The organism is Pseudomonas sp. Irchel s3b5, from assembly GCF_900187435.1.
GTDB lineage: Bacteria > Pseudomonadota > Gammaproteobacteria > Pseudomonadales > Pseudomonadaceae > Aquipseudomonas.
Genome location: NZ_FYDY01000028.1, coordinates 15,276 through 32,512, shown reverse-complemented (window position 1 = coordinate 32,512; position 17,237 = coordinate 15,276). Strand labels below are relative to the sequence as shown.

Sequence of the window (17,237 nt, the reverse complement as noted above, 5' to 3'; positions counted from 1 at the left end):
CGAGGCCACTTTTCTGTCATTTCAAAAACAAACTACGAAAAGCGGAGCTTCACGGACACTAGCAGCAATGGCGATTCAGGCAAATATGCCCACAACCGTCATTGATCGTGTGAATCTTCGTGCAGTGGCGTGGCCTGATCAGACGCCCGACGCAGGATGCGCTATAAAATGCAACGAGCTGTTTCCGATCCGGCAGCCCCATGCAAAGGAACCGCAATGATCCACGATACGTTCTGGTTGACCACGAGCGACCACAGCCGCCTCTTCGTTAACCAGTGGCTGCCAGACGGCAGTCTCAAGGCAGTGATTCTGCTAGCCCACGGCATGGCCGAACACAGTGGTCGTTATGCGGATCTGGCGGAAAAACTCACTGAACACGGCTACGGCGTCTGTGCGCCGGACTTGCGCGGACATGGCAAAACTGCCGAAAACGGGACCCTTGGCCATTTCGCCGACGACGACGGCTGGTGCAAAGTCGTCAGCGACCTGGCGAGCCTCAACCAGCACATCGGCCAGGAGCATCCCGGCGTGCCGATCGTGTTGCTCGGTCACAGCATGGGCAGTTACATCGCCCAGGCTTATCTAATGCACCACAGCGCCAGTCTGCACGGGGCGATTCTCAGCGGTTCTAACTTCCAGCCCGTGACGCTTTATCGCGCGGCGCGGCAGATCGCCCGTCTGGAAAGGCTGCGCCAAGGGCCGAAGGGACGCAGCGCACTGATCGAATGGCTGTCGTTCGGCTCGTTCAACAAAAAATTCAAACCGGCGCGCACCCGATTCGACTGGCTCAGCCGCGATCCGGCGCAGGTCGATCGGTATGCCAATGATCCGCTGTGTGGCTTTCGCTGCACCAATCAACTGTGGATCGATTTGCTCGGTGGGTTGCAGCAAATCAGCAAAGCGTCCAATCTCGCGCAGATCGATCCGGGCCTGCCGCTGCTGGTGATTGGCGGTGAATGTGATCCGGTGAGCGAAGGCAAGCGTCTGACTGATCTGGCCAACGCCCTGCGCGCGGCCGGCAACCAGCACCTGCAACTGACCATTTACCCGCAGGCGCGGCACGAACTGTTCAACGAGAGCAACCGCGATGAAGTCATCGCCGATGTGCTGAACTGGATCGCACAGGCCTTGAGCAGCCCCCGGCCGCCCAGGGCCGAATAGCTTTTTGTGAATTTTCTAATTCGTCACAGGAATTGAGACAGATGACCCAGGTTACCAACACGCCATACGAAGCCCTTGAAGTCGGCCAGACCGCCAGTTTCAGCAAGACTGTCGAAGAGCGCGACATTCAGTTGTTCGCCGCGATGTCGGGCGATCACAACCCGGTGCACCTGGATGCCGAGTACGCCGCCAGCACCATGTTCAAGGAACGCATCGCCCACGGCATGTTCAGCGGCGCGTTGATCAGTGCAGCGGTTGCGTGCGAGTTGCCTGGGCCGGGGACCATATACATCGGCCAGCAAATGAGTTTTCAGAAGCCGGTGAAGATTGGCGACACCCTGACGGTGCGTCTGGAAATCCTCGAAAAACTGCCGAAATTCCGCGTGCGCATTGCCACCCGTGTATTCAACCAGCGCGATGAGCTGGTGGTGGATGGCGAGGCGGAGATTCTGGCGCCACGCAAGCAACAGAGCGTGACGTTGACCGAGCTGCCCGCCATCAGCATTGGTTGATCGCTAAAAAGATCGCGCCTGCGATCTTTTGATCTAGAAAAACGCCAGCCCTGCTGGCGTTTTTAATACGCGTTACGAACGGGCACGGGCCTGGTTACGCAGGGCTTTTACCTGATCGTGGTTGCGCTGCACACCATGGTACTGACGCTCAACCAGGTCACGAATACCAATCAGGTTGTTCTTGTTGATTTTCTCCATGGCATCCCGGTATGCCTTCAATGCATGGTCCTCACCACGCTCGGCTTCATTCAGCACAGCCTCCTCGTCCTTGCCGGTGAACATCGACTTCACATCGACCCAACGACGATGCAGATCGCCGGCGACACTGCTGGAGGTTTCCGGGTCGCCGCCCAGCGAACGAACGGCGGCCTGCAGTTCGGCCGCGGCCGTGGCGCAGTCGGAGGAGCGTTGAACAAACAGGGATTTGAGTTCAGGGTGTTTGATGTCTTCAGCGCAAGTCTTGAACCCTTTCTGACCGTCCTTGCTGGTTTCAATCAGGTCGTTGAGTACAGAAATGGCTTCTTTATTCATGTCGGTCATTTTTCAATTCCTTGCCGTGATGGAAGATGCAATGAACAGTGCACCCTGCATGCCAGCCTGAAACTGTTTATTTAATCGTTATATTTCAAATACTTATCAATAACCTAAAAATCTGTATCCGTTTTTTTTGCATGATCTGTCAATTGGCCTGCATGCAGAATGCCTGTATTTTCTCCACTGACTGAATCAAGACGACTGATCGATGAACCCTGAAAAGCTTGAACTGCTGATCACCCGCGAAATGCCCTTCGGCAAGTACAAGGGACGAATCATTGCCGACCTGCCCGGCCCTTACCTGAATTGGTTCGCCCGGGAAGGTTTCCCCCATGGCGAGCTCGGCGGTCTGCTGGCCCTGATGCAGGAAATCGATCACAACGGCTTGTCGGATTTGCTCGAGCCGTTGCGCGCCAAACACGGCAAACCAGCCCCGCGTCACTGACTCACCCGGCCCCCGACTGAGTACCCCCATGCCTGACAATACGCTCCGTGCCCGTGATGAAGCTTTCTGGCAGACCTTCGCCGACCGATACGAGGTCGAACCCGGCCCGATCAACCTTGAAAACGGTTACTTCGGGCGCATGTCGCGCACGGTGGTTGAGGAGTATCAGCGCAACATCGAGCTGATCAACCGCAGCAACTCGGTCTATGTGCGTCAACGGTTTGAACAGGGTGACAGCCTGAAGATTCGCGCGCAGTTGGCCCGTCTGATTGGCGTATCGGCCGATAGCATCGCTCTCACCCGCAATGCAACGGAGGGTTTGCAGTCGTTGATCCGCAACTACAACCTGCTCCAGCCCGGTGATCAGGTTCTGATCAGCGACCTGGAGTACGACACGGTCAAAGGCGCCATGCGCTGGCTGGCGCGCCATCGCGGCGTTGAAGTGATCGAGATCGAACACACGCACCCGGCAAGCTACGACAGTTTGCTCAGCACCTACCGTGACGCCTTCATCCGTTATCCGCGGCTCAAGTTGATGGCCCTGACCCACGTCACTCATCGCACCGGCCTGGTGATGCCGGTGCAGGCAATTGCAGCCGCCGCCAGGGAACACGGCATCGATGTGATCCTCGACGGTGCCCACGCACTCGGCCAGATCGAATTCGACCTGACCGAGCTGGGTATCGCGTTCGCCGGTTTCAACCTGCACAAGTGGATCGGTGCACCGTTGACGCTGGGTTTCATCTACATCGCCCCCGAACGCCTGGCTGATATCGACCCGGACATGGGCGAGGTGCATTACCCGGTGACCGACATCCGTGCCCGCACCTCCTACAGCACGCCTAATATTCCGGCACTGCTGACCCTGCCGCTGGTGCTCGAAGAACATTGGGCCATGGGCGGTGCCGGGGCCAAGGGTGCACGACTCAACTACCTGCGCAACCGCTGGGTCGGTGCGGTTCGCCAGTTACCGGGGATCGAAGTCATGACCCCGGATGATCCGCGGCTGTATTGCGGCATCACCTCGATGCGTTTTTCCCGCCACACCGACCAGCAACTGATGGTCGAACGACTGCTCAAGGAATACAACCTGTTCACCGTCACGCGAAGCGGCGCGGCGTGTGGCCCCTGCATTCGCATCACCCCCGGCCTCATCACCACCGCTGACGATATCGATGCACTGAGCAAGGCACTGACCGAACTGCGCTGACGTCAGACGGTGTACTTGTCGAAGTCTTCAGGCTTGATCTGTGTCGACGCCGCGAAGGTGTCGATGCCGATGGTCATCTGCCCGAAGAACCCGTCTTCATTCGAATCCCGTCCCAGTGTGTGCACGTTCAGGGTCGAGGCATCACCGCCCATGGTGGTGTAGAAAAAATCCTCGGGATTGGTCAGTCGCACTGTGCTGCGCCGTTCGTACTGACGGGAGCAGAGCACCGCACGCGAAGCGACTTCAGGCAGGTAAAGCTGCCCGACCCAGGCGACATGCCGCTCCTCCAGATAATTGTTGCCCGAGGTAATGCGCACGGCGACGTGAATGTGCAGCGCACGTCCGGCGTAGAACCCTGGATAGATGGTGGTGAAACGCACGATGCCCGATTTGTCGCTGAACTGCGCACCGCGCAGGTAGGTGTCGTCGTCGGTCCGGGCGATTGCGCCGATGTCGGCGGAATCGACCTCAACGTCCGGATTGACTTTGCTCCAGCCCGAATAGGCGCCGCGCGCATTGCAGTGCCAGATGTCCACCAGAGCATCCGGGACGGGTTCACCGGTCATGGCATCGACGATGGTCAGCCGCAGCACCAGCGGAATGCCGTCGGCGCCTTCGCTGATGTTCCTGCGGATCAGTTTCGGGTTGCGGAAATACGGGCCGGCAATTTGCTCGGGGGACAACAGGCAAACGGGGCTTGCGGGTGCAACTGAGGTATGGGCGTCCATGACGTTCTCTCTTCCATAAGATGAACGCAGGCTAGCATCGGTCGATTTTCAGGATGCGGTAACTATGTATCGCATGATGTCGATGATTTCATGCAAGGAGCTGCCGCAGGCCGCGATCTTCTTCGGCTCTGGACACATTTTCCGAGAAGCAAAAGATCGCAGCCTTCGGCAGCTCCTGCGTTTTCCTTCAGGCAAAAAAAAACGGTGCACCGACCAAGCGCACCGTAAAGCCGTAGAACACACAACGAAGTGTCGGGTGAAGCAATCAGTCCAGCAGCGCCAAAGCCTCGGCGGTGCACTCCTGAATGCGGGCCCAGTCGCCGTTCTTGATCCACTCCGGATCAAGCATCCAGCTACCGCCCACGCACATGACGTTTTTCAACGCCATGTAGCTCTTGATGTTGGCAGGACCGACGCCGCCGGTCGGGCAGAATTTCACTTCGCCGAACGGGCCGCCCAATGCCTTGATGGCCGCGACGCCGCCGCTGACTTCAGCCGGGAACAGCTTGAAACGGCGATAACCCAGGCCGTAGCCTTCCATGATGCCCGAGGCATTGCTGATGCCTGGCAACAGCGGAATCGGGCTGGCAACGCTGGCTTCCAGCAAGTCGCGAGTGATGCCCGGCGTGACGATGAACTGCGATCCTGCCGCTTCGGCCGCTGCCAGCATGGTGCGGTCGAGCACGGTGCCGGCACCGGTCATCAGCTCCGGGCGCTGCTCACGCAGGATCTGGATCGCCTTGAGGCCGAACTGCGAACGCAGGGTCACTTCCAGGGCCGTCAGCCCACCGGCCGCGAGGGCATCGGCCAGCGGCAGAACGTCCTGCTCGCGGGCGATGGTGATCACCGGCAGGATCCGCGCCTTGGCGCAAAGGCTGTCGATCAGGGCAACTTTATCCGCCATGGAAACGGTCGGGGATGGGTTTGTCATAGCGGCTGTTCCTTGGCTCATGGGCACCAGTAAATCTCTAACGTAGGTTGCAGAAACGCGCGAATCGGCATTGCGGCGACATCGTCACCGGCCAGTGCGGTACTCAGGGTGGTCAGCTTGGACTGACCGGAAATCGACAGGACTTTGTGCTTGGCCGAGGCCAGCAGTGCACGGCTCATGGTCAGGCGCTGATGCGGCACGGTCGGCGCCAGCATCGGCCAGCAGCGACGTATGCCATCGGCCTGCAAGGCCTCGGCAAGGTTCGGGCTATTGGGAAACAGCGAGGCGGTGTGACCGTCATCACCCATGCCCAGCACCAGAACGTCGATCACCGGCAGTTCGGAAAGCAGACGATCAGCCTGCTCGGCCGCCTGTTCCAGGTTGGCGCTGGCGCTGTACAGACTCAAAAACTGAGCCTTGGCCGCCGGGCCTTGCAACAGATAGCGCTTGATCAGGCCGGCATTGCTGTCGGCATGCTCGACCGGCACCCAACGCTCATCGGCCAGGCTGATGACCACGTTCGACCAGTCCAGCCTTTGCTTGGCCAGGTGCTGGAAAAACGCCACCGGGCTGCGGCCACCGGACACCACCAGGGTCGCCGAGCCTTGGGCCTCAATGGCATCGCTCAATTGCTTGGCCACGTTCAGCGCCAAACCTTCGGCCAGCAACACCGCGCTCTTGAACGCATTCGCGCTGACGCCCTGCGGCAGTTTCAAATCAGATATCGCCATACCACGACCTCCCGTCCCGCGTGATCAGAGCAATGGAGCTCATCGGCCCCCAGGACCCGGCCGCGTACGGCTTGGGCGCATCACCGGACTTTTTCCACCCGGCGATCAACTGGTCACACCACTTCCACGCGGCTTCGATTTCATCTTTACGGACAAACAGGTTCTGATTGCCGCGCATCACTTCCAGCAACAACCGCTCGTAGGCATCGGGAATCCGTGCGCTGCGCCAGGTGTCGGAAAAATTCAGCTGCAACGGACCGCTGCGCAGCTGCATGCCTTTGTCCAGGCCTTGCTCTTTGGTCATCACGCGCAAGGAAATGCCTTCGTCCGGTTGCAGGCGGATAATCAGCTTGTTGCTGATTTGCAGGCGCTGCTCGGGAGCGAAAATGTAGTGCGACGGTTCCTTGAAGTGGATGACGATCTGCGACAACTTCTGCGGCATGCGCTTGCCGGTTCGCAGGTAAAACGGCACGCCGGCCCAGCGCCAGTTACGGATGTCGGCACGCAGGGCGACGAAGGTTTCGGTGTCGCTCTGGGTGTTGGAATTCGGCTCTTCCAGATAACCCGGCACCGGCTTGCCTTCGCTGTAACCGGCAATGTACTGGCCGCGCACCACCTGAGTGGTCAGGCCTTCCGGGCTGATCGGCGCCAGGGCCTTGAGCACTTTGACTTTCTCGTCGCGGATGCTGTCGGCGGACAGGTCAGCCGGTGGGTCCATGGCGATCAGGCAGAGCAATTGCAGCAGGTGATTCTGGATCATGTCCCGCAGCTGACCGGCCTTGTCGAAGTAGCCCCAACGGCCTTCGATCCCGACCTTCTCGGCGACGGTGATTTCCACGTGGGAAATGTAGTTCTGGTTCCACTGGGTTTCGAACAGGCTGTTGGCGAAACGCAGCGCGATCAGGTTCTGGACGGTTTCTTTACCCAGATAGTGGTCGATGCGGTAAGTGCGGTTTTCCGGGAAGAACTGCGCGACGGCATCGTTGACCTTACGCGAGGATTCCAGGTCCGAACCGATGGGTTTTTCCAGCACCACGCGGGTGTTTTCCGCCAGGCCGACTTTCGCCAGGTTCTCGCAGATCGCGCCGTAGACCGCTGCCGGGGTAGCAAAGTAAGCAATGACTCGCTGTGCGCTGCCAGCCGCCTCCGCCAGGGCCACATAATCATCCGCTTTGAGGAAGTCGACGTGCAAATAGCTCAGGCGCGCCAGAAACCGCTCGAGCACGGCTTCGTCCAGCTCTTTGGCGCCCACGTAGCGACGCAGCTCGGAAGCGATGAACGCCAGGTGTTCCGGCTCGCTGCCCGCTTCACGGGCCAGCCCGATGATTCGCGTGTCCTCGTGCAAGAGGCCTGCACCATCGAGTTGATAGAGGGCAGGAAACAGCTTGCGCAAGGCGAGATCGCCAAGGGCGCCGAACAAGGCAAAGGTGCACGGTTCAACCGTAATCGAGAGCATGATGTTTGTTCTTTTATCAAGTTAAGCTACAAATACCTTTTTTCAAGGCATCACTCAAGGGAAAATGTAGTAATAACCACAACATTTTCGCAAAATACAGATTCCGAGTGGTGGTCGGTCGGAGCCATCAGTAGGATAGGCCACCGTTACGGGCCTCAACAAAGGCCCTTTTTGCATTAGCCGCGCGCCTATCGGCACCGGTGAATCAAGGAAATCCATATGGACCGCGTGCGAAATTTACTGGAACAGATCCAGAATCGCCTTGAAGACCTGAACAAGGCCGAACGCAAAGTCGCCGAGGTGATCCTGCTCAACCCGCAGCAGGCCACCCGCTTCAGCATCGCCGCCCTCGCCCAGGCTGCTTCGGTCAGCGAGCCGACGGTCAACCGTTTCTGCCGTTCATTCGGCGTCAGCGGCTATCCCGAACTCAAGTTGCAACTGGCCCAAAGTCTGGCCAGCGGCGCTGCTTACGTCAGCCGTGCTGTTGAGGCCGACGATAATCCCGAGGCCTACACGCAGAAGATCTTCGGCAGCGCCATTGCGTCGCTGGACAGTGCTTGCCAGGCCCTCGACCCGAACCTGATCAGCCGCGCCGTCGATCTGTTGATCCAGGCCCGGCAGATCCACTTCTTCGGCCTCGGCGCCTCGGCCCCGGTGGCGCTGGATGCACAGCACAAGTTCTTCCGCTTCAATCTCGCTGTCACCGCCCATGCCGACGTGCTGATGCAGCGCATGATTGCTTCGGTGGCGCACACCGGCGAATTGTTCGTGATCATCTCCTACACCGGCCGTACCCGCGAACTGGTGGAAGTGGCGCGCATCGCTCGAGAGAACGGCGCTTCGGTTCTCGGCCTGACTGCCGAAAACTCGCCACTGGCCAAGGCCAGCACCCTGAGCCTGAACATTCCGCTGCCGGAAGACACCGACATCTACATGCCGATGACCTCGCGGATCATTCAACTGACCGTGCTCGATGTGCTGGCGACCGGCATGACGCTGCGCCGGGGCGTGGATTTCCAGCCACATTTACGCAAGATCAAAGAGAGCTTGAATGCGAGCCGGTATCCGGTGGGTGATGAGTTCAATTGAAACCGGCTTGAATCTGCATTGAAGAACCGGCCTCTTCGCTGGCAAGCCAGCTCCTACAAAGTTTGTGTCGAGTACAAAAAAGCGACCGACCGCGAACCTGTAAGAGCTGGCTTGCCAGCGAAAGCGTCATCCGCAACACCTTGCCTTTTCGCTAAGCCCCCACCCGCGCCTGCAAACTCAAATGCGCCCGTTCCCCAGGCTTCAGGCACAGGCTGTCGGTGCCGCCGCTTGCGGCTTCCACGCAAACGAATTCGGATATCTCGTTCCAGGTCACGCCGAGCAACGGTCGCGAACCCGGATGCCAGACCACCGTATCCGCCGTCTCACCCGTATCGATGCACAACGCCCGGTCCCAGGCATGGTCGTTCAGCTGTAACTCGCCGTCATGCTGGAACACCCGCTGGCACCCGCCATCAACGCGTAACTCACCTTCCTGCTGACAAACCTGCCGACTCAATTGGTCGTAACCCTGCGCGCCTTCGAGCCCAGACAGCGCTATCTCACTGACATCGCCAATACGCCAGTAAGCATGCAAAGCCTGGCTCAACTGGCACGGCATGTCGTCCTGATGTTCGGTGCTCAGGCGCAGATCCATGCTTTCGCCCAAGTGCGCGTGCAGGTCAACTTGCCAGTCGCACAACTTCAGCTGCCAGTGCAGATGCACGCCATCGTCGTCATGGCTGCTGTCGAGCAGTTTCCAGTCGAGCAATCGCGCCCAGCCATGGGACGGCCAGGCATTCTCACTCGGATGCCGGCCATACCACGGCCAACACACGGGCACGCCACCGCGAATCGCACCGACCTGCGGCCACTTCGCCGCACACCACAGCCACGGTTTCTGGCCTTGAGGCTGGAAGTGCAGCAACTGCGCACCCTGCCGACTGAACACCGCCTGACACAGCGGATGATCGATCACCAGCACATCGCGCATCTGATAGCGCTCCCACGCAAACACCGGACGCTCGCGCAAGGATTTGAAGAAGCGTTGTAGCGGATGCTCAAGCATGGACTACGGTCCTGAAAAACATGGGGGAACTCATCTCTCTAAACAGCTTGTCGCTGCAAAAAAAAGCGGACAGCCATGGCTGTCCGCAAACATGCGCACATAGAGAGGAGCTTATCGCAGACGCTTCAGAACACCGACTGAATTTTCAGGCCAGCTACCAGCGCGTCATCGACTTCATTCACACCACCAGGGTGAGTGACGTATTGCAGGTTGGGACGTACGGTCAGCCAGTTGGTCACGTGGAAACCGTAGTTGAGTTCATAGTTGTACTCGGTGTCGCGCAGAGGTGAGAACAGTGGATCGCTGTAGTCGCTGACACCATTGGCGGCGTTGGTCAGTTCAGCGTTTTTCTTCACGTCTTCGTTGACATGGATACGAGCAAAACCGATACCGACGTCATCTTTTGGACGTGCATCGAACGGGCCCTTGTACACAAACATCAGCGACTGGTAGTTGTCGACGATGTTGGTGTCCTTGTCGTGGAACGTAGCGTTGGCGGCAATGTTCAGACCGCGGCTGGCGTCGCCGTTATGGCTGGTGAGTTGCTGCTGCGCAACGAACCAGTAGCCGTGCTTGCTGCTGTGGCTGCGATAGGCGTTGCCGCTGGTGGCGGCATCATCGCCATTGTCGTCTTCGCGAACGTCATCGGCGCTGGCCGTGCTTTTGTAGTAACCGACACGGTATTCGCCCGGCAAGGTGTTGACCTTCGGCGACCAGACCAGCTCAACCGGCAGGACGGTGCCTTCGGTGCCGCTACCGCTGAGCTTGAAGCCGTTGCCGTGTTCCAGTTGCGACGGGTTCTGGTTGTACGCACCGATCTGAGCGTAGAGCTCGTCATTGATGTTGTACTTCACGCGAATCGCGGCCTGCATGACCGGCCAGTTGTACCAGATGTTGGTGGCCCAGTTGCCCACCTGGGAGCCGCAGAACGCCAGGTTCTGGAATTCGCACGGGAAGGTGTTGAAGTCTTCGCCTTCACCGAAGTAACCGGCCTTGACGTCCAGCTTGTTGTCGAAGAACTGGTGCTGGATCCACAACTGGGTCAGACGGACCATATGACCACGACCGTAGACTTCTTGAGACGAACTCAAGGTGCCGGCACGCGGGTCGCCGATACGGTCGTTGGAGATGTTCTCGCCGTTACGGTTGGTGAGCTGGATCTTGGCCTGGGTGTTGTCCCAGCCGAACAGTTTTTCCAGGTCCAGCGCCGCGCCCAGGCCAAACTGGTCGGCGTAGCGTGCGGTCTTGTCATCGTTGAAACCGCCATGGAGGTTAGCGCCGACTTCACCGACGTAATCCATCTTGATGTCGATGCCTTGCTCGATCAGCTTGGTGCGCGCGCCACCCCAGTCACCCGTCATCCACTTGGAGTCGGAGCTGAACGCTTCATCGGCCATCGCGTTGCCGGCCAGCACCAGTACTGCCGCTGCTGAAACCTGGCAGATCAACCGGGCGTTGTTCTTCACTTTCATCCCTACATCCTCGTTTTATTGTTATTAACTTTTCTTTTTTTTAACGCGGTTACATCCGGTGCAATGCGCGACAGGCCGCGCATTGCGAATCCCCCTGCAGGAGCCGGCTTGCTGGCGATGGCAATCGGACTGTCGACATCAATGTTGAATGTCAGACCGCAATCGCCAGCAAGCCGGCTCCTACCGTTTTGATCTTCAGCGGCCTTTGAATTGGGCGACGTTGTCAGCGTGCAATTCGGTTTTCGCTACTCCAGCAACCCCCAGACGCTCACCCGTTTTGGCATCGAACAGCAGCACTTTCGCCGGATCGAATTGCAAGGTCAGGGTCTCGCCCACCTGCGGCGCCACGTCCGGAGCCAGGCGACAGCAGACCTTGGTGTCGTTGAGGTTGACGAACACCAGGGTGTCGGGACCGGTCGGTTCGGTGACCTGGACTTCGGCGCGAATGGTCGGCAAACCATTGGCTTCGCCGTTCGCCAGAACGATCTGCTCCGGACGCATGCCAAGGATCACTTCGCGGTCTTCGAGACCGGCGTCCTGCATGCCCAGCGGCAACTCGCAACGGGCCTGGCCGCTGTCGAGAAGTGCCAGCAGACGACCGTCCCTGCGCTGCAAACGCAGGGGGATGAAGTTCATCGGTGGCGAGCCGATGAAGCTCGCCACGAACAGGTTGGCCGGATCGTTGTAGATCTGCTTCGGCGTACCGAACTGCTGGATGATCCCGTCCTTCATCACTGCCACTTTGTCGCCCAGGGTCATGGCTTCGATCTGGTCGTGGGTCACGTAGACCGTGGTGGTTTTCAGGCGCTGGTGCATCAGTTTCATTTCGGTGCGCATCTCGACCCGCAGCTTGGCGTCGAGGTTGGACAGCGGTTCGTCAAACAGATAAATCTTCGGCCGACGCGCCAGGGCACGGCCCATCGCCACACGCTGTTGCTGACCACCGGAGAGTTGGCCCGGCTTGCGGCTGAGCAGGTGTTCGATCTGCAACAGTTTGGAAACCCGTGCGACTTCTTCGTCGATGTCCGCGGTCGGCATTTTGCGAATCTTCAGGCCGAAGGCGATGTTGTCGCGCACGCTCATCGTCGGGTACAGCGCGTAGGACTGGAACACCATGGCGATATCGCGATCTTTCGGGCTCATGCCGCTGATGTCGGCGTCGTCCACCAGAATTGCGCCGCCGCTGATGGTTTCCAGGCCCGCGATGCAATTCATCAACGTCGACTTGCCGCAGCCCGACGGGCCGACCAGGATCAGGAATTCCCCGTCATTGATCTTAAGTTCGATGTTTTTGAGGGTGTCCGGCAAACCGGCGCCGTAGGTCTTGTTGACGTTGCGTAATTCGAGAGTTGCCATGTTCTACCCCTTGACCGCGCCGGACGTCAGCCCACGCAGGAAATACTTGCCAGCGAATATGTAGACCAGCAGTGTCGGCAGCCCGGCGATCATCGCGGCGGCCATATCAACGTTGTATTCCTTGGCCCCGGTGCTGGTGTTGACCAGGTTGTTCAGGGCCACGGTAATTGGCTGGGCATCGCCACTGGCGAAGACCACGCCGAACAGAAAGTCATTCCAGATCTGGGTGAACTGCCAGATCAGGCAAACCATCACGATCGGGATCGACATCGGCAGCAGGATCTTCCCGAAGATCGTGAAGAAGCCCGCGCCATCGAGCCGCGCAGCCTTGACCAGCGCATCCGGAATGCTCACGTAGTAGTTGCGGAAGAACAGCGTGGTAAACGCCAGGCCGTAGACCACGTGCACCAGCACCAGGCCAGTGGTGGTGTTGGCGAGACCGAACTTGCCAAGGGTGAACGAGGCCGGCAGCAGCACGGTCTGGAACGGCAGGAAGCAACCGAACAGCAGCAAACCGAAGAACAGTTGCGAACCACGGAAGCGCCACATCGACAATACGTAGCCGTTCATGGCGCCGACGAAGGTTGAAATCAGCACCGCCGGTACGGTGATTTTCACCGAGTTCCAGAAGTAGCCGCCGACCACGTCCCAGGCCTTGATCCAGCCGATGCCGTCGATCACGGTCGGCCAGCTCAGCAGGTTGCCGGTGCGAATGTCTTCCGGGGATTTGAAGCTGGTCAGCAGCATCACGATCAGCGGGATCAGGTACACCGCGGCTGCCAAAATCAGGGTGGCGTAGATCGCGATGCGGCTGAAGCTGACACCACGCTTTGCGAATTGATCAGTCATGGCGTTTGCCTCGCAGCTCGGAGTACAGGTACGGCACGAGGATGGTCAGCACGGCACCGAGCATGAGCATGGCGCTCGCCGAACCGATGCCCATCTGGCCACGGCTGAAAGTGAAGGAGTACATGAACATCGCCGGCAGGTCGGACGAGTAACCCGGACCGCCCGCCGTCATCGCTGCGACCAGGTCGAAGCTCTTGATTGCGATGTGCGCGAGGATCATGAAGGCGCTGAAGAACACCGGGCGCAGGCTCGGCAACACGATCTTCAGGTAGATGGTCGGCAGGCTCGCCCCGTCGACTTGCGCGGCACGGATGATCGACTGATCGACACCGCGCAGGCCGGCGAGGAACATCGCCATGACAAACCCGGAGGCCTGCCATACGGCAGCGATCACCAGGCAGTAGACGACGCGATCCTGATCCACCAGCCAGTCGAGACGGAAGCCTTCCCAGCCCCAGTCACGCAGCATTTTGTCCAGGCCCAGGCCAGGATTGAGCAGCCATTTCCACGCCGTACCGGTGACGATCATCGACAGCGCCATCGGGTACAGGTAGACGGTGCGGATGAAGCCTTCCTTGCGGATGCGCTGGTCCAGCAGCACCGCGAGGAACACGCCCAACACCAGGCTGATGCCGATGAACATGCCGCCGAACAGCGCGAGGTTCTTGCTCGCGACCCACCAGCGGTCGTTGTCCATCAGCCGCATGTATTGCTGCAGGCCGACCCACTTGTAGCTCGGCATGAAGCTGGAGTTGGTGAAGGACAGAATGAACGTCCAGATGATGTAACCGTAGAAACCAACCAACACGATCAGCATGCTCGGCGCGAGTACCAACTTGGGTAACCAGCGTTGCAGCGCATCGAACGGTGAGGCTTTGCTGAAAACCGCCACAGAGCTCATCGGGATAATCCAGTGTTAGAAATGAAGATCAAACCTGTAGGAGCCGGCTTGCTGGCGAACCAGACGACGCGGTGTGTCAGGCACACAGCTTTCGCCAGCAAGCCGGCTCCTACAGTTGGCAGATCATCGATAGATGCCGCAGGCCTGGCCTGCGGCGGCCGTGGTATTACTGGGCAGCTTTGACAGCCGACGCCAGTTGGGCGCTGGCCTTGGCCGGGTCAGCATCCTTGTCGTTCATGAAATTGGTGACCACGTCGAAAATCGCGCCCTGCACCGCCAGCGAAGTGGCCATGTTGTGCGCCATGCTCGGTTGCAGGCCGCCGGACTTGTCGTCCGCGATGAAGTCGTTCGCCGACTTCTGGGCGCACTCGTCGAAGCCGAGCTTGTCCATTTCCTTCAGCATGTCGTTGCGCACCGGGATCGAACCCTTGTTCATGCTGAAGACTTTCTGGAAGTCGGTACCCAATGCGACCTTGGCCAGGTCTTGCTGGGCAGCGATGTCGCCTTTGCGATCAGCCTTGAGCTTGAACACCGCAAGGGAGTCGATGTTGTAGGTGAAGGCTTTTTCGGTGCCCGGGAACGGCACGCACTGGTAGTCCTTGCCCGGGACTTTCTTCGCGGCGGTCCACTCGCTTTTCGCCCAGTCGCCCATCATCTGCATGCCGGCCTTGCCGTTGATGACCTCGGCAGCCGCGATGTTCCAGTCACGACCGGCACGGTTCGGGTCCATGTAGGTGGTGATTTTTTTCAGCTCGGCGAACGACTGGGTCATCTGCGGGCCGGACAGGGTTTTCTGATCCAGGTCGACCAGGGCTTTCTTGTAGCCATCGACACCCATGACCGACAACACGATGTCTTCAAACACGGTGCTGTCCTGCCAAGGCTGACCGCCGTGGGCGAGCGCGATGAAGCCGGCGGCTTTCAGCTTGTCGCCGGCGGCATAGAATTCTTCGAGGGTGGTCGGGGCTTTTTCGATCCCGGCTTTCTTGAACACTTGCGGGTTGATCCACAGCCAGTTCACGCGGTGAATGTTCACCGGCACGGCCACGTAATCGCCTTCGTACTTCACGGTGTCGGAGACTTTCTTCGACAGCAGACCGTCCCAGTTTTCCGCTTTGGAAACGTCTTTCAACGCGTCGGTGCTGAGCAGGCCAGTGCTGCCCCACTCCTGGATGTCCGGACCTTTGATTTGTGCAACGCCCGGCGGGTTACCGGCCACGGCGCGGCTCTTGAGCACGGTCATGGCCGTGGAACCGCCACCGCCGGCGACTGCGCCATCCTTCCAGGTGAAGCCGTCTTTTTCGACTTGGGCCTTCAGGACATCAACCGCTGCTTTCTCACCACCGGACGTCCACCAATGCACAACTTCCACGGAACCTTTGGATTCGGCGGCCAGGACACTGAGAGGGAGCGCAGACAGGGAAGCGAGAGAAATGACAGTAGCGAGGCGAGAAATCGCATTCATCTAGGAGTACCTTTCTTGTTGTTATGCATTGCAAGTCTGGTGCTTGCGCTGCATAGGATTCTAAACAGGGGATATCCCTTCGCAGGTAACGAAGGGACGTGCGAATGTCACCGCATGGTTACATAGAAGCGCTCTGGGACGACTTCGCCAGCGCGCTGGCCATGCTCGGCGCCAACGGCAGGCGCGGAATCAGCACGGCTTGCCAGGCGTGATAAAGGTCCGGTTTTCCGGCCCATATGTCGGCGCTCGGGCGGTTCAAGGGATCGAGTTCATGGTGCCAACTGCCCTCGCAACGGTCGATGAAATGACTGTCACAGAATTCCCAGAATAGCCGGTACCAATGTTCGTACTGCGCGTCGCCGGTGCGCTTGAGCAAAGCGCTGGCGGCGGCGCTGGCTTCGCAATGAGTCCAGTGCAGACGATGGCGAACCACCGCCCGATTGGCCCAATCGAGGGTGTAGACAATGCCCGGCGCGCCATCGACGTCCCAACCGTGACGGCAGTTGTGCTCAAAGAGTTTTTGCGCGTCGGTGACCAGCCAGCCCGGCGTGAGCATGCCGGCTCGTACCCGTGAAGCTTCGAGGTGCAGCACCAGCCGTGCCCATTCGAAACCATGGCCCGGCGTGGTGCCGTAAGGACGGAACCCGTCAGCCGGGTTGTCATGGTTGTACTCGCGCAGCGGCTGCCAGTCGCGGTCAAAATGCTCGATCACCAGGTAGTCGTTGGCGGCGGCGTGATTGTGGATCACCCGTTCGACGATGCGTTGGGCGCGACCCAACCAGCGGTTGTCGTCGGTGACATCGGCCAGGGCGAGGAAGGCTTCGGTGGCGTGCATGTTGCTGTTGGCGCCGCGATAGGCTTCTTCGCAGCTCCAGTCGCGGTTGAAGGATTCGCGCATGGCGCCCTCCTCCTCGCTCCAGAAATACGTGTCGATTATGTCAATCGCATCATCGAGCAAGGCCTGCGCGCCGGGGCGTTGCGCGACCACCGCAGAACTGGCGGCCAGCGCGACGAAAGCGTGCAGATAGGCGTTCTTGCCGGTGTTGCCATCGCGATGCTCGGCGCTCGCGAACCAGCCACCGTGCACGGCATCGCGCAGTGGTCCGCGCAAGGCATGGATGCCGTGATCGACCAGTTCGGCAAAACCCGGCAGCCCTTGAATGTGAGCCATTGCAAAGCTGTGGGTCATGCGTGCGGTGTTCATGGTTTCGGCTTGGGCGCCGGCCGGCAGATGGCCGCGCTCGTCGAGATTGCCGAAGCCTTGAGGTAACTTTGAGGCCTTGGCAAATGCCAGGAGTCGCAGGCCTTCAGCGGCAAGCCATTGCTGATGGGCGGGTGCATTCAGCCAACTGCTGAAGGCGGGTTGATCGGAGTCCATGGGGTGCCTTTTT

General features: G+C 59.4%; 17 protein-coding genes. 5 read left to right on the top strand and 12 right to left on the bottom strand.

Annotation, left to right across the window (positions count from 1 at the left end; translation table 11 throughout):
• The first annotated feature begins 216 nt into the window (after positions 1–216).
• On the top strand, positions 217–1,161 hold the full coding sequence (locus CKW15_RS22965; protein ID WP_095058800.1) for an alpha/beta hydrolase: 945 nt from the start codon (positions 217–219) through the stop codon (positions 1,159–1,161).
• Between the two features lie 41 nt (positions 1,162–1,202).
• A complete protein-coding gene (locus tag CKW15_RS22960; RefSeq protein ID WP_007974451.1) occupies positions 1,203–1,673 on the top strand; it encodes a MaoC family dehydratase in 471 nt (156 codons plus the stop codon).
• A gap of 72 nt (positions 1,674–1,745) precedes the next feature.
• Here CKW15_RS22960 and CKW15_RS22955 read toward each other — a convergent pair whose 3' ends face one another.
• A complete protein-coding gene (locus CKW15_RS22955) occupies positions 1,746–2,213 on the bottom strand; it encodes a PA2169 family four-helix-bundle protein (protein WP_095058801.1) in 468 nt (155 codons plus the stop codon).
• A gap of 202 nt (positions 2,214–2,415) precedes the next feature.
• Here CKW15_RS22955 and CKW15_RS22950 point away from each other — a divergent pair, with 202 nt between their 5' ends.
• Together CKW15_RS22950 and CKW15_RS22945 are read left to right on the top strand one after the other, a co-directional pair.
• Positions 2,416–2,652, top strand: coding sequence for a DUF3820 family protein (locus tag CKW15_RS22950; RefSeq protein ID WP_003227425.1), 237 nt, complete (start codon positions 2,416–2,418; stop codon positions 2,650–2,652).
• 28 nt (positions 2,653–2,680) lie between these two features.
• Positions 2,681–3,862 carry an aminotransferase class V-fold PLP-dependent enzyme gene (locus CKW15_RS22945; RefSeq protein ID WP_095058802.1) on the top strand — a complete coding sequence of 394 codons (1,182 nt, stop codon included), beginning with the start codon at positions 2,681–2,683 and terminating at the stop codon, positions 3,860–3,862.
• 2 nt (positions 3,863–3,864) lie between these two features.
• Here CKW15_RS22945 and CKW15_RS22940 read toward each other — a convergent pair whose 3' ends face one another.
• From CKW15_RS22940 to zwf, 4 genes are all read right to left on the bottom strand, one after another.
• Positions 3,865–4,590, bottom strand: coding sequence for an intradiol ring-cleavage dioxygenase (locus CKW15_RS22940; RefSeq protein ID WP_095058803.1), 726 nt, complete (start codon positions 4,588–4,590; stop codon positions 3,865–3,867).
• A 265-nt stretch (positions 4,591–4,855) separates the two neighbouring features.
• On the bottom strand, positions 4,856–5,521 hold the full coding sequence (locus CKW15_RS22935) for a bifunctional 4-hydroxy-2-oxoglutarate aldolase/2-dehydro-3-deoxy-phosphogluconate aldolase (protein WP_095058804.1): 666 nt from the start codon (positions 5,519–5,521) through the stop codon (positions 4,856–4,858).
• Positions 5,522–5,538: 17 nt separating this feature from the next.
• Positions 5,539–6,252, bottom strand: coding sequence for a 6-phosphogluconolactonase (gene pgl, locus CKW15_RS22930; protein WP_095058805.1), 714 nt, complete (start codon positions 6,250–6,252; stop codon positions 5,539–5,541).
• Positions 6,239–7,708 carry a glucose-6-phosphate dehydrogenase gene (gene zwf / locus CKW15_RS22925; RefSeq protein WP_095058806.1) on the bottom strand — a complete coding sequence of 490 codons (1,470 nt, stop codon included), beginning with the start codon at positions 7,706–7,708 and terminating at the stop codon, positions 6,239–6,241. Before zwf ends, pgl begins: the two co-directional genes overlap by 14 nt.
• A 228-nt stretch (positions 7,709–7,936) precedes the next feature.
• Here zwf and CKW15_RS22920 point away from each other — a divergent pair, with 228 nt between their 5' ends.
• Positions 7,937–8,797 (top strand): MurR/RpiR family transcriptional regulator, encoded by an 861-nt coding sequence (locus tag CKW15_RS22920; protein WP_177408821.1) that lies wholly within the window; start codon positions 7,937–7,939, stop codon positions 8,795–8,797.
• A 151-nt stretch (positions 8,798–8,948) separates the two neighbouring features.
• Here CKW15_RS22920 and CKW15_RS22915 read toward each other — a convergent pair whose 3' ends face one another.
• The 7 genes from CKW15_RS22915 to CKW15_RS22885 form a co-directional block, all read right to left on the bottom strand.
• The gene (locus CKW15_RS22915) at positions 8,949–9,803 is read right to left on the bottom strand and encodes a D-hexose-6-phosphate mutarotase (protein WP_095058807.1); all 855 of its coding nucleotides are present in this window, start codon (positions 9,801–9,803) and stop codon (positions 8,949–8,951) included.
• A gap of 125 nt (positions 9,804–9,928) precedes the next feature.
• Entirely contained in the window at positions 9,929–11,275 is a 1,347-nt protein-coding gene (locus CKW15_RS22910; protein WP_095058808.1) for a carbohydrate porin, read from the bottom strand.
• Between the two features lie 195 nt (positions 11,276–11,470).
• The gene (locus CKW15_RS22905; protein ID WP_095058809.1) at positions 11,471–12,631 is read right to left on the bottom strand and encodes an ABC transporter ATP-binding protein; all 1,161 of its coding nucleotides are present in this window, start codon (positions 12,629–12,631) and stop codon (positions 11,471–11,473) included.
• A gap of 3 nt (positions 12,632–12,634) precedes the next feature.
• On the bottom strand, positions 12,635–13,480 hold the full coding sequence (locus CKW15_RS22900) for a carbohydrate ABC transporter permease (RefSeq protein WP_095058810.1): 846 nt from the start codon (positions 13,478–13,480) through the stop codon (positions 12,635–12,637).
• Complete coding sequence (locus tag CKW15_RS22895) at positions 13,473–14,381, bottom strand: carbohydrate ABC transporter permease (RefSeq protein WP_008032969.1); 909 nt, start codon at positions 14,379–14,381, stop codon at positions 13,473–13,475. The genes CKW15_RS22900 and CKW15_RS22895 overlap by 8 nt, the downstream gene beginning before the upstream one ends.
• Positions 14,382–14,547: 166 nt before the next feature.
• A complete protein-coding gene (locus CKW15_RS22890; protein ID WP_095058811.1) occupies positions 14,548–15,846 on the bottom strand; it encodes an ABC transporter substrate-binding protein in 1,299 nt (432 codons plus the stop codon).
• 118 nt (positions 15,847–15,964) lie between these two features.
• Positions 15,965–17,224 carry an AGE family epimerase/isomerase gene (locus CKW15_RS22885; RefSeq protein WP_095058812.1) on the bottom strand — a complete coding sequence of 420 codons (1,260 nt, stop codon included), beginning with the start codon at positions 17,222–17,224 and terminating at the stop codon, positions 15,965–15,967.
• Positions 17,225–17,237: the final 13 nt, after the last annotated feature.

Excerpts from the sequence above, each read along its gene's own strand:
- CKW15_RS22910 (WP_095058808.1), bottom strand. The coding sequence starts at position 11,275 with ATGAAAGTGAAGAACAACGCCCGGTTGATCTGCCAGGTTTCAGCAGCG.
- CKW15_RS22900 (WP_095058810.1), bottom strand. The coding sequence starts at position 13,480 with ATGACTGATCAATTCGCAAAGCGTGGTGTCAGCTTCAGCCGCATCGCG.
- CKW15_RS22890 (WP_095058811.1), bottom strand. The coding sequence starts at position 15,846 with ATGAATGCGATTTCTCGCCTCGCTACTGTCATTTCTCTCGCTTCCCTG.
- CKW15_RS22940 (WP_095058803.1), bottom strand. The coding sequence starts at position 4,590 with ATGGACGCCCATACCTCAGTTGCACCCGCAAGCCCCGTTTGCCTGTTG.
- CKW15_RS22895 (WP_008032969.1), bottom strand. The coding sequence starts at position 14,381 with ATGAGCTCTGTGGCGGTTTTCAGCAAAGCCTCACCGTTCGATGCGCTG.
- CKW15_RS22885 (WP_095058812.1), bottom strand. The coding sequence starts at position 17,224 with ATGGACTCCGATCAACCCGCCTTCAGCAGTTGGCTGAATGCACCCGCC.
- CKW15_RS22955 (WP_095058801.1), bottom strand. The coding sequence starts at position 2,213 with ATGACCGACATGAATAAAGAAGCCATTTCTGTACTCAACGACCTGATT.
- CKW15_RS22945 (WP_095058802.1), top strand. The coding sequence starts at position 2,681 with ATGCCTGACAATACGCTCCGTGCCCGTGATGAAGCTTTCTGGCAGACC.
- CKW15_RS22935 (WP_095058804.1), bottom strand. The coding sequence starts at position 5,521 with ATGACAAACCCATCCCCGACCGTTTCCATGGCGGATAAAGTTGCCCTG.
- zwf (WP_095058806.1), bottom strand. The coding sequence starts at position 7,708 with ATGCTCTCGATTACGGTTGAACCGTGCACCTTTGCCTTGTTCGGCGCC.
- CKW15_RS22960 (WP_007974451.1), top strand. The coding sequence starts at position 1,203 with ATGACCCAGGTTACCAACACGCCATACGAAGCCCTTGAAGTCGGCCAG.
- CKW15_RS22905 (WP_095058809.1), bottom strand. The coding sequence starts at position 12,631 with ATGGCAACTCTCGAATTACGCAACGTCAACAAGACCTACGGCGCCGGT.
- pgl (WP_095058805.1), bottom strand. The coding sequence starts at position 6,252 with ATGGCGATATCTGATTTGAAACTGCCGCAGGGCGTCAGCGCGAATGCG.
- CKW15_RS22915 (WP_095058807.1), bottom strand. The coding sequence starts at position 9,803 with ATGCTTGAGCATCCGCTACAACGCTTCTTCAAATCCTTGCGCGAGCGT.
- CKW15_RS22950 (WP_003227425.1), top strand. The coding sequence starts at position 2,416 with ATGAACCCTGAAAAGCTTGAACTGCTGATCACCCGCGAAATGCCCTTC.
- CKW15_RS22965 (WP_095058800.1), top strand. The coding sequence starts at position 217 with ATGATCCACGATACGTTCTGGTTGACCACGAGCGACCACAGCCGCCTC.